The organism is Comamonas sp. (assembly GCF_036643215.1).
GTDB lineage: Bacteria > Pseudomonadota > Gammaproteobacteria > Burkholderiales > Burkholderiaceae_C > Comamonas.
On the sequence record NZ_JAVXSJ010000053.1, the window covers coordinates 1 to 11,234 of the forward strand.

Sequence of the window (11,234 nt, forward strand, 5' to 3'; positions counted from 1 at the left end):
GCGGCACCAAGGTGATGGGCCAGCCCTACAAGCCGCCCTCTTTCTTGCTGCCCACCAGCTGGCAAGAGCTGGTGGCCTTTGGCGAACAGATTCAACAAATCACGCTGCACACAGCCAATGACTGTGTGCCGCCGATTCCCTCTGGCTTTCCGCTGCCCGGCACGCTGGCCCCGGCCTATGTGCACTTTTTGCGCGTGCACAGCCATGGCGATGCGCGGTTTTGCCTGTCAGAGCTGTATCTGGAGCAAGAGCTTTACCCCAAATTGCAAGAGCAGCTGGAGCGCGCCACGCTGGCGCAGGCGCTGGGCAATGACTCCGGCCATATCGCCACGGCCCGCCAGTACCTGAGCGTGGCCCCTGCCGACGAACTGATTGCCGAGCATCTTGGCGTACCGCTGGGAACGCCGCTAATGCAGGCTCTGCGCTGGGCCTGCAACCCGCAAGGACTGATCGTCTACTGGGCCAAGGTGCGCTTTATCAGCCAGTACGTGCACATGGAAATGGACTTGCTCAAATGATCGCCGCCTCGCACAAACCCCACAACGGCCGCGTGGCATGGATCACCGGTTCTACCAGCGGCATTGGCTGGGCCACTGCCAAGCAACTGGCCAGCGAAGGCGCAGCCATTGCCCTGCACGGCAGCAAAGCCGCATCCGCCAGCACCGATGCACAGCTGGCCGAGTTGCAAACCATGGGCGTAGCCGCGCGTTACTACGCGCTGGATCTGGCTGATGGCGAGGCCATTGCCCCCCTGGCCCGCCGCATTGCGGCCGAGCTGGGCGAGATAGACATTCTGGTCAACAACGCCGGTATGCAGCATGTGCAATCGGTGCTGCAATTTCCACAAGAAAAGTGGAATGCCATGCTGGCCGTGAACCTGTCTGCCCCCTTCCACACCATTCAGGCCTGCGCGCCCGCCATGCTGGCACGCGGCTGGGGGCGCATCGTCAATATGGCGTCCGTCAGCGCACTGGTCGGAGTGGCCAACAAACCTGCCTATGTGGCCAGCAAGCACGGGCTGCTGGGTCTGACCAAATCCGTGGCACTGGAGCTGGCCACCACACCTGTGACCTGCAACGCCATCTGCCCCGGCTGGGTGTTGACGCCGCTGGTGCAGGCGCAGGTTGATGCGCTGGCGCTGCGCGAAGGACTGGACGAGCCCGCTGCCCGTGCCCGGTTGCTGGGAGCCAAGCAACCATCGCAAGCCTTTGTGACCGTCGAGCAAATCGCCGCACTGACCAGTTTTCTGGCCAGCGACAACGCCGCCCAGGTGCGCGGCGCGCAGTGGAATATGGACGGCGGCTTTACCGCCGCCTGAGCATAGAACTATCAAATCAATAGCTACCTGCGCTCATCAGATAAGCACCACAAGCCAATTTCATTAAAACGATCAAGGAGACACGATGACTTTGAACGAAACACATGACGCAGGTCTGCAAAGCTGGGTGGCCAGCGCCAACACCGGCAAGAGCGACTTTCCCATTCAGAACCTGCCCTTCGCAGTCTTTCGCTGCAAGGGCAGCAGTGACGGCTTTCGCGGCGGTGTCGCCATTGGCGATCAGGTGCTGGATATGGTCGCAGTACGGAGTGCCAAGATTCTGAGCAGCGATGTCCAGGCCCAGGTCGAAGCGGCAGCGCAAAGCCAGCTCAACACGTTGATGGGCATGACCCATACGCAATGGTCGGCCTTGCGTCTGGCGCTATCGCGCGCACTGCGTGCTGGTGCCGCCGAAGAAGCCGCACTCAAGGGTTGCCTCGTGCCACAGGCTGATGTGGAATATGCCGTGCCCGCGCAGATCGGCGATTACACCGACTTCTACACCTCCGTCCATCACGCAACCAACGTGGGCAAGCTGTTTCGCCCCACCAACCCGTTGATGGAAAACTACAAGTGGGTGCCAATCGGCTACCACGGTCGCGCCTCCAGCATCCGCATCTCGGGCGTGGACTTCAAGCGCCCCAACGGCCAGATCAAGGCTCCAGATGCAGACCCCGTGCTCAAGCCCTGTAATCGTCTGGACTACGAGCTGGAGATGGGCATTTACGCAGGTTCCGCCAATGCCTGGGGCAATGCCATCGGCATGGACGATGCCGAGAACCATATCTTTGGCCTGTGCCTGCTCAACGACTGGTCGGCCCGCGATGTGCAGGCCTGGGAATACCAGCCGCTGGGCCCCTTCCTGGCCAAGAACTTTGCCACCAGCATCTCGCCCTGGATCGTGACGCTGGAAGCGCTGGCGCCCTACCGAACCGCCTTCACCCGCCCAGCCGAAGACCCACAGCCCCTGCCCTACCTCAGCTCTGAAGCCAACTCTCAGCACGGTGCGCTGGATGTGCAGCTCACCGTCGCCATCCAGACTGAGAAGATGCGTACCGAAGGCAAGCAAGCCGAGCAAATCACCCAGACCAGCTACCGCCACGCCTACTGGACCATGGCGCAGCTGATTGCCCATCACACCGTCAACGGCTGCGACCTGCAACCCGGCGACCTGATGGGTACGGGCACGCTGTCTGGCCCCACCATGGACCAAGCCGGTGCGCTGCTGGAAATTACCGAAGGCGGCAAGAACCCGCTGAGCCTGAGCAACGGCGAGACTCGCACCTTCTTGCTGGACGGCGATGCCGTGGTCTTCACCGGCTGGTGCGAAAAGCCCGGTGCGGCCCGTATCGGCTTTGGCGAAGTACGCGCCACGGTGCTGCCTGCACACAAGGCTTGATGGTGCATCAAGCCATCTCCCAAAAAACCGGCCTTGTGCCGGTTTTTTGCTGGGAATGCGCAATCAAGCCATTCGTAACGTCATGACACAATCAGGGCCATGCCTTCCGCTTCGGACACCCAAACGCCTGCGCCCGCCCCTGCTGCCAAACCACAGCGGCAAGAGCCTGTGCTCAGACAGATGCCTCGCTCTGGCGCCGGCCCCGGCTCTACGAGTCCAGCCAGCCCACTCCCCGCCTCCATCGCCGGGGCGTTTGCGGCAGCCGCTTACTCCATGCAAAACAGCCTGCAAAGCGATGAGCTGCCTGAGGAAGATGCAGGCCTGCTGCCCCAGCTCTACGCCAGCCGCATAGGCCCTCGCGCGCATGCCTATTACCTCGCCCAGTTCAAGCGCTTTGATGCGCTGGACCGCAGCCTGCCCAGCTGGAATATGGCCGCCGCCTTTTTCACCTTGGCCTGGTGCTGCCTGCGCGGCCTGTGGCTTGAAGCGGCCAAGTACCTTGCGGCCGTCACCGTCGTCGCGCTGATCTGGTGGATAGGCCTGCGCCCTGCGCTGCCCCATGCCATGGCACTGGGCCTTGGCGCTGCTCTCTGGCTGGTGGCAATGGCCATTCCCGGTCTGCTGGCCAACGGCTGGTACTGGCGAAAAATCAAGGCCGAAACGCTGCAGGCCATTACCGCCGCACCCAACATGGCACAAGCCCATGCTGCGCTGCAAGCGCAGGCCAGCCCCACCCAAAACAAGATTGCTGCCCTGCTGGTGCTGGCCCTGCCCGTTGCTGCCATTGCTGGGGCCAGTCTGGCTTTGCTGCCATCTCGCAGCGCGCCACCTGCAATTGCTGAAAAACCGGTGGTTCAGCCTGTTGCTGAGCCTGCTGTGCCTACTCCAGTTGCTTCGGTCGCTGCGCCAGTGATTGAGCCCAGTGCGCCAGCTCCAGCGGCTGAATCAATTTCCGAACCCGTTACTGCGCCTGAGCCCGCCCCAATCGCTGCGCCTGCAATCGCTGCGCCGGTTAAAGCTACGACGCCAGCGACCGCAAAAGCTGAGGCCCCCGAAAGCAGTTCCAAAACAACACTCGCCAAGCCTCAGAAAGCGGATGCAGCGCCCACGCCAGCAAACACAAGCACAAGCACAAGCACAAGCACAACGGCAACCGACCTGATTCCCGGCAAGTTCTATCTGAATGTGGGCGTGTATTCCGAAGCCGCCAATGCCGACAAGGTGCTGGCCCAGCTGCAAAAGTCCAAACTGCCTGCGCTGTCGCAAAAAATGACCAGCAACAAGGGCGAGGTCACCCGCCTGCGCAGCGGACCATTTGAAAGCCGCAAGCGCGCTGAAAGAGCCGTCCGCAAGTTGCAGGCCGCCAATATCGAAGCCACGATTTTTCAGCCCGCAGACAAGACCGCCAAGCCCTAATCAGCACCGGCAACAAAATAGAGTCAAATCTGCCTCTGGCGCTTGATACAAAAGCGCATGCAGCTATTAATTTTGCGCATTGCTTGGTTTCACCCGCTTGCATATTCGCAAGCCGTCTGACACTGAAACCGCCAGCTAGCGCGCTATGGTGTGGGGCATGACTCCCCGCACATTCACCATGCACGCATCCCATCGCACCCTCACCGGTCTGGCGACCGCCACTCTTGCTTTGCTGATCGCAGGCTGCGCCAGCAACGGCACCGTGCCTTCAGCCAGCACACCGGCCCAGCCCGCGCGTCAGTTGCAGGTTTGCAATGCGCAGCCGGTGCAGATGTTTATCGGGCACAACACCGTGGCATCGACGCTGGAGAACATTCGCCAGAAGTCCGGTGCTTATCAACTACGCGTGCTGCGCGAGAACCAGCCCGCCACCATGGATTACAACCAGGAGCGCCTGAACGTGATCACCAACGACGCGGGCAAGATCATCGCCCTGCGCTGCGGCTAAACATGGCAGCTGGACTTTTACAGGAACATTTCCTGTAAATCATTCAGAAAATCAAACCCGCGCTCGGTGGGCACCACGCGCCCCATGTCGCGGGTAATCAAACCCTTGGCCTGCGCCGCATCCAGCCCCTTGGCAATGGATGACATGGGCAGGCCGGTGCGCTCCATGAACTCCTGCAGCGCAAAGCCGCCGCGCAAACGCAGCGCATTGAGCATGTACTCAAACGGCAGATCGGCACGCTTGACCTCATGGTCCTGCGCCAGCGGCGTGCCGGCCAGTGCCATGTCCATATAGCGATTAGGATCACGAAATCGCACCTGCCGCACGATGCGGTGCGCAAAACTCAGCTTGCTGTGCGCGCCCGCACCAATACCCAGATAGTCGCCAAACTGCCAATAGTTGCTGTTGTGAAAGCACTGATGGCCGGGCTTGGCATAGGCCGAGACTTCATAGCGACTCATACCCGCCTTACTGGTGCTGGCCGTAATCAGGTCCAGCATTTCGTAAGCCGTATCGTCCTCAGGGATCACCGGCGGGTACTTGGCGAAGTAGGTATTGGGCTCAATGGTCAGGTGATAAATCGACAGATGCGGCGGCGCAAACGAGAGCGCCATATCCACATCGCGCTGCAGATCTGCCTTGGACTGGCCGGGCAACGCATACATGAGGTCGATATTGAAGGTCTCGAAATTGTCCGCCGCCTCGCGCACGGCTGCCTTGGCCTGAGCGGCATCATGCACACGGCCCACAGCCTGCAAAAATCGGTCATCAAAGCTCTGCACGCCAATCGACAGGCGGTTCACACCCGCCGCACGGAAAGCCTTGAAGCGGTCTTTCTCAAACGTGCCGGGATTGGCTTCCATGGTGATTTCGCAGTCCGGCTCCATGCGCAGACGGGCACGCAGACCGGCGATCAGCTTATCGATGGACTCTGGCGAAAACAGACTGGGCGTGCCGCCGCCCATGAAGACACTGTGCACCGTGCGCCCCCAGATCAGCGGTAGCGCGCTTTCCAGGTCGGCCATCAGGGCATCGATATAGCGATCTTCTGGCAGCGCATCGCTCTTGGCCCAGCCATGCGAGTTGAAATCGCAGTAAGGGCATTTTTTCAGGCACCAGGGCAGGTGCACATACAGCGACAGCGGCGGCAGGCTGCCCAGCTGCAGCGTGCCCGGACGCATGTAATGCTGAATATCGCGCTGAACTGCGGCTTCGGCAGTCTCGGAAGACTGAGGCTGAATGGGGATCATGGGAAAGTACTTTTTCTAGCTCAGCAAAAAACCGATACCGCTAAAACTAGCACAGCCCCTAGCCAGAGATGCCGAGCAAGGGCCGCCCCGCAGCGAGGGCATCGTCTCCCCTCCCGCGCAGCGAGAGAGGGGAAAGGCGCAAAGCGCCTCAGGGGGAGACATTGGTCACAACCAGCATTCCCTGACCATCGCCAGCATCTTCTGCGAAGAGCGTCCACGGTGGCTGTGCGCGTGCTTGACCTCGGGGGTCATCTCGGCAAAGGTCATGCCAAGTTCGGGAATGAGCAGCACCGGGTCAAAGCCAAAACCGTTGCTGCCGCGACGCTCGGTGGTGAGCATCGCTTGCACGCGGCCTACGGCTATCAGGGGCTCGGGGTCCTTGGGATTGCGCACGCCCACCAGAGTGCTGACCATGGCCGCGCGCCGGTTGTCCACGCCCTGCATCTGCTCCAGCAGCGCGCGCACATTGTTGTCATCGCTTTTTTCGTAGCCGAACTGGGTGCAGTAATACGCCGTATCCACACCGGGCAGGCCCCCGAAATGATCAACGCACATGCCCGCATCATCAGCAATGGCAGGCAGACCGGTCTTTTCGGCCGCAAAGCGGGCCTTGGACAGCGCGTTTTCAACAAACGTGCCATAGGGCTCGGGGGCTTCGCCCTCGAACAGATCACCTTGGCTAATCAGCTCTACACCCAGCGGGGCGAACATGGCCTGCAACTCGACGAGCTTGCCGCGGTTGTTGGATGCCAGCACAATTTTCATGATAAAAATCCAGACAAGCGCTTGTGGCGCTTGCGCAATCAGCTATTGATTCAGTAGTAAGCCAAAGCCCGGCACTGCGGGCTTACCCATTCAGGTCTTGGCTTTTTGGCGCTCTGCCGAGCGGCGTATGGCTTCATTGATTTCGGCAATCGATCGCTCGATGGCCTCGTCGTCCAGCTCATCCTCGCTCTCATCGATCGGCCCGGCCTGTATCGTGGACTCGAAGCCCTGATCTTCCATCTCCAGCGTGGAGATAGAGGATGGCTCGAAATTATTGGGCGTTTCCCATACCAGTGCCAGCACGGTGACATTGTCACTGCTGTCGCCAGCGCGCTTGAGCGCTGTATCGACCAGCATGGGCACAAAGTGCGCCACGGCCTTGCCATGCATGAGCTTGAGAATTTCCGAATTGGAAAGACTGCCCCAGAGTCCGTCAGAGCACAGCATGACCTGATCGCCCTCTTCCAGCCGCTTGGTCTCGCTCACATCAAAAATAGGCTTGGAAGGCGAGCCCAGACAGGTGAACAAAACATTGCGATTGGACGGCGTGAGCACACCCGAGACCTTGCGCATCTCACTATAGGAATGGTCGCGCGTGCGCTCGACCAGTTGCCCATCGCGCGCCCAGTACAGACGCGAATCGCCGCAGTGAATCCAGGTGATCTTGCCTTCTTGCAACACGGCCGCGACCAGCGTGGTGCGCGGCGTATCCATCATGCCCTTGGCACCGGCGTAACGCAGAATCTGCCGATGGGCCAGCAGCAAAGCCTCTTCCAGAAAAAGTCTGGGGTCGGCCAGCAAAGGCTTGGCTTTTTGCTGAAAGTGCAGCGACACGACCTGCAGTGCAATCTGCGCAGCGATCTCGCCATCTGGGTGCCCGCCCATGCCGTCAGCCAGCACAAACAAAGCCGCCTCTCTCGTATAGCAGTAGCCCATGCGATCTTCATTGAGGGCACGGCCCCCGCGGCGACTGAGCTGGAATACGGAAAATTTCATGGTTTGCGATTGCTGTTGTCGGCCTCCGCTCCGCGATCGGAGCTCCCAATCTTCTGCAAATTCTTCTTGGCGTCGTGCACCATGTTGTCAAACTGCATGCGCATACGCTCTTGCACGCTGAGCTTGGTGTAGCGGCGCTCGCCCTCACGGCTCAGCTCTTTTTGCAGCGCAAACACCGACTGCGGACGCGAGAGCGGGTCCATGGCCATGCACCACTCCACCACCTCAATCAGATTGTCCGAGTACACGCCGCGCAGCTTGTTCAGGGCCAGAGCCAGACGGTCTTTGTCCTGGCGCTGCGGCGCTTCATTGGGAGGAATCCCTTGCATGCACGCATAAATGCAGGCTCCAATGGCGTAAATGTCTGTCCAAGGCCCCAACTGCGAATCGCGGCGGTACATCTCGGGCGCGGCAAAGCCGGGCGTGTACATGGGGCGAATGAAGTTGCCTTCTTTGGATAGCACTTCACGCGCTGCACCAAAGTCGATCAGCACGGCCTTGTCGTCATTGGTGATGAAGATATTCGCGGGCTTGATGTCCAGGTGCAGCATCTTGTGCTGGTGCACGATGCGCAAGCCGCGCAGCACTTCATCAAACAAAGAGCGAATGGTCGACTCTCTGAACACCTTGTCGGCTTTGATCTCCCGCGCCGTGACAATGAATTCCTGAAGGGTGGCCCCTTCCAGATAATTCATCACCATGTAGACGGTTTCGTTTTCGCGGAAAAAATTCAGCACGCTCACCACGGAGGCGTGCGAAATCTGAGCGAGAGAACGCCCTTCCTCAAAAAAGCTCTTAAGCCCGAGGCGATACAGGGACAACTTCTCTGGCGCAACAACCGGCTGAAGCTCATTGAGCGCACGAGTGGCGAGCGAGGCCGGCAGGTATTCCTTGATTGCTACTTGCTGGCCATCTGCATCCAGAGCCAAGTAAACAATCCCGAACCCCCCCGAAGAAATCCTGCGCACTACCCGATAACCGCCTATTGTGCTGCCCGACGGTAAAGAGGCTGGCTTGGTTTTTGTAGACATTTTTTACCGGTAAACCTCAAGGATGATTCGAAACCCGGATAATCGGGTAATTGCAAGCATCCATCAAAAGTCCAATGCCAGTTTACAGCATGACCGGATACGCCAGTGCACAGCACAGCGCATCCGTTGAGGGTGGTCAAGAGTCCCAGTCCAATAGTCGACTGGGCCTTGAGATCCGAGCGGTCAATAGTCGCTTTCTGGATTTGTCCTTCCGCCTTCCCGACGAACTGCGCGCCCTTGAACCGGCCCTGCGCACCTTGCTCACCGCGCGGCTCAAGCGCGGCAAGGTGGAAGTGCGCGCCGCCATCGACGTCTCCAGCAACCAATCCCTGTCCATCCCCGCCGCAGCCCAGCTGCAGCGACTGGTAACCCTGCAGGATTCCGTTCAGGCCTGGCTGCCCAAGGCACGAGACCTCTCCGTCGCCGATGTGCTGCGCCTTTGCAGCGGCACCAGCACGGCCTCCACGGACTGGAACGAAATCGTCCCTCCACTGGCTGAACAAGCCATCACCGATCTGCTGGCCGCCCGCGCCCGCGAAGGTGAACGTCTTGCAGGCATGCTGCTCGGCCATATCAAGCAACTGAGCGAACTGGCTAAATCAGCTGTGCCGCTGGTGCCTCTGCTGGTTGAGCAACAACGCCAGAAGTTTCTGGAGCGCTGGAAAGATGCCATGGCTCTGGGCGACGGCGCTGTCGCACCTGAAGCCGCTCAGGACCGCGCCTTGTCTGAAGCCACGGCCTTTGCCATCCGCATCGACGTAGCCGAAGAAGTGACGCGCCTGGGTTCGCACCTGGACGAGATCGAACGTCTGCTGAAAAAAGGTGGCGAAATTGGCAAGCGTCTGGACTTCCTGATTCAGGAACTCCATCGCGAAGCCAATACGCTGGGCTCCAAATCTGCCACGCTGGAGCTGACCCGCATCAGCGTGGACATGAAGGTGCTGATCGAGCAAATGCGCGAACAAGTGCAGAACATCGAGTAAGCAATCCCTGGGCGTATCCACCCCATACGCCGAAATTCATGCCCCAAGTCATGCCCCAAGCCATGGAACATCCCGGAAATCTATTTGTCGTGTCGGCCCCAAGCGGCGCCGGCAAATCCTCTCTGGTACGCGCGCTGCGTGAATTCGATGCGCGCGTCTACCCATCCGTCTCCCACACCACGCGTGCACCGCGTGGCCAGGAAAAGCACGGTCGCGAGTACTACTTCGTCTCTGACGCTGAATTTGACGCCATGGCCGCCAACAACGGCTTCGTCGAATGGGCCAATGTGCACAGCCGCCGCTATGGCACGGCCAAGAAGTCTCTGGAAGAGCGCATTCAGGGCGGCACCGATGTGCTGCTCGAAATCGACTACCAGGGCGCACTGCAGGTCAAGAACGCATTTCCCAATGCTGTTCTGATCTTCATCCTGCCCCCCAGCTGGGATGAGTTGCGCGCACGCCTTGAAAACCGTGGCGAAGACGCTCCTGAAGTGATCGAGCTGCGCCTGAAAAATGCGGCGGAGGAAATGGCGCAAGTCGCCGAATTCGACTTCGTTATAATCAACGAACTGTTTGAGAGTGCGCTCTTTGATCTGAAAACGATCATTCACGCGCAACGCCTCAAATATGCGGCCCAGCGGCGCCTTCGCGCCGATACTTTCGAGTCGCTCAACATCCCTGAATCTAACTGACCGTTCCCGGAGTACCTGATGGCACGCATTACTGTTGAAGATAGCCTGGAGCAAATCCCCAACCGCTTCCAGCTCGTTTTGGCCGCGACTTACCGCGCCCGCATGCTCAACCAAGGCCACACGCCCAAAGTTGAAGCCAAGAACAAAGCTGGCGTTACCGCTCTGCGCGAAATCGCAGAAGGCAAGGTTGGTCTGGAAATGCTGAAGAAGGTGCCAGGCTAAGCTGTTGCAATGCAGCACCACAATTCACAATTAAGCACCGCTCGTCGGTGCTTTTTTGTGCCTATAAGATTGTGCACTGCACTTGCAAGCTACATTTAAGCAATATGACAGCGGCCCAGAACTCGACGATAGCTCCCTCCTCTTCGGCACCAGCCAAGCCTTTGCGCATGTCTGCCGAGCAAGCTGCGCGCGTGTCTGCTGCTGCTTTTGAAGGTTTGATGGAGCATCTCGGCTATCTGGATGCCGACAGCGCAGACCGCGTACGTCAGGCCTACCTCTATGCTGACAATGCACATGCGGACCAATGGCGCAGCAGTGGGGACCCATATATCACCCACCCCATCGCGGTCACGGGTATCTGCGCCAACTGGAAACTCGATGCCCCCGCCCTCATGGCGGCCCTGCTCCATGACTCCATGGAAGACTGCGGCATTACCAAAGACGATCTGAATGAGCGCTTTGGCGAAGATGTAGCCGAGCTGGTTGATGGGCTGACCAAGCTGGACAAGCTGCAGTTCAACACTCGCGAAGAAAACCAGGCCGAGTCCTTCCGCAAAATGCTGCTGGCCATGGCCCGCGATGTGCGCGTCATCCTCATTAAGCTGGCAGACCGCACCCACAATATGCGCACCATGAGCGACATGCCGCGCAGCA

General features: G+C 59.6%; 13 protein-coding genes. 9 read left to right on the forward strand and 4 right to left on the reverse strand.

The genetic code is table 11. From position 1 onward, the window contains the following. The 5 genes from RSF91_RS18860 to RSF91_RS18880 all read left to right on the forward strand — a co-directional run. Positions 1-518 (forward strand): UTRA domain-containing protein (locus RSF91_RS18860; protein WP_332569855.1); only part of this gene is annotated, 518 nt, incomplete at its 5' end. Continuing rightward, positions 515-1,318: a 3-hydroxybutyrate dehydrogenase gene (locus tag RSF91_RS18865; RefSeq protein WP_332569856.1), complete on the forward strand. Its 804-nt coding sequence runs from the start codon at positions 515-517 to the stop codon at positions 1,316-1,318. The genes RSF91_RS18860 and RSF91_RS18865, both read left to right, overlap by 4 nt. Positions 1,319-1,403: 85 nt before the next feature. Continuing rightward, entirely contained in the window at positions 1,404-2,717 is a 1,314-nt protein-coding gene (gene fahA / locus RSF91_RS18870; protein ID WP_332569857.1) for a fumarylacetoacetase, read from the forward strand. Positions 2,718-2,816: 99 nt separating this feature from the next. Then, positions 2,817-4,133, forward strand: a complete 1,317-nt coding sequence (locus RSF91_RS18875; protein WP_332569858.1) for an SPOR domain-containing protein — start codon at positions 2,817-2,819, stop codon at positions 4,131-4,133. 145 nt (positions 4,134-4,278) lie between these two features. Continuing rightward, a complete protein-coding gene (locus RSF91_RS18880; RefSeq protein WP_442878897.1) occupies positions 4,279-4,641 on the forward strand; it encodes an I78 family peptidase inhibitor in 363 nt (120 codons plus the stop codon). Positions 4,642-4,658: 17 nt separating this feature from the next. Here RSF91_RS18880 and hemW read toward each other — a convergent pair whose 3' ends face one another. The 4 genes from hemW to RSF91_RS18900 form a co-directional block, all read right to left on the reverse strand. Continuing rightward, complete coding sequence (hemW, locus tag RSF91_RS18885; RefSeq protein ID WP_332569860.1) at positions 4,659-5,891, reverse strand: radical SAM family heme chaperone HemW; 1,233 nt, start codon at positions 5,889-5,891, stop codon at positions 4,659-4,661. Positions 5,892-6,056: 165 nt separating this feature from the next. Further along, entirely contained in the window at positions 6,057-6,656 is a 600-nt protein-coding gene (locus tag RSF91_RS18890) for a non-canonical purine NTP pyrophosphatase (protein WP_332569861.1), read from the reverse strand. A 90-nt stretch (positions 6,657-6,746) separates the two neighbouring features. Next, positions 6,747-7,652, reverse strand: coding sequence for a PP2C family protein-serine/threonine phosphatase (locus tag RSF91_RS18895; RefSeq protein WP_332569862.1), 906 nt, complete (start codon positions 7,650-7,652; stop codon positions 6,747-6,749). After that, positions 7,649-8,683, reverse strand: a complete 1,035-nt coding sequence (locus RSF91_RS18900; protein ID WP_332569863.1) for a serine/threonine protein kinase — start codon at positions 8,681-8,683, stop codon at positions 7,649-7,651. The genes RSF91_RS18895 and RSF91_RS18900 overlap by 4 nt, the downstream gene beginning before the upstream one ends. An 89-nt stretch (positions 8,684-8,772) precedes the next feature. Here RSF91_RS18900 and RSF91_RS18905 point away from each other — a divergent pair, with 89 nt between their 5' ends. The 4 genes from RSF91_RS18905 to RSF91_RS18920 form a co-directional block, all read left to right on the forward strand. Next, positions 8,773-9,666 carry a YicC/YloC family endoribonuclease gene (locus RSF91_RS18905; protein ID WP_332569864.1) on the forward strand — a complete coding sequence of 298 codons (894 nt, stop codon included), beginning with the start codon at positions 8,773-8,775 and terminating at the stop codon, positions 9,664-9,666. Positions 9,667-9,728: 62 nt separating this feature from the next. After that, complete coding sequence (gene gmk, locus RSF91_RS18910) at positions 9,729-10,358, forward strand: guanylate kinase (RefSeq protein ID WP_332569866.1); 630 nt, start codon at positions 9,729-9,731, stop codon at positions 10,356-10,358. An 18-nt stretch (positions 10,359-10,376) separates the two neighbouring features. After that, positions 10,377-10,580, forward strand: a complete 204-nt coding sequence (gene rpoZ / locus RSF91_RS18915; protein WP_169108374.1) for a DNA-directed RNA polymerase subunit omega — start codon at positions 10,377-10,379, stop codon at positions 10,578-10,580. Between the two features lie 104 nt (positions 10,581-10,684). Continuing rightward, positions 10,685-11,234, forward strand: a 550-nt coding sequence (locus tag RSF91_RS18920) for an HD domain-containing protein (RefSeq protein ID WP_332569865.1), incomplete at its 3' end; no start/stop codon positions are given.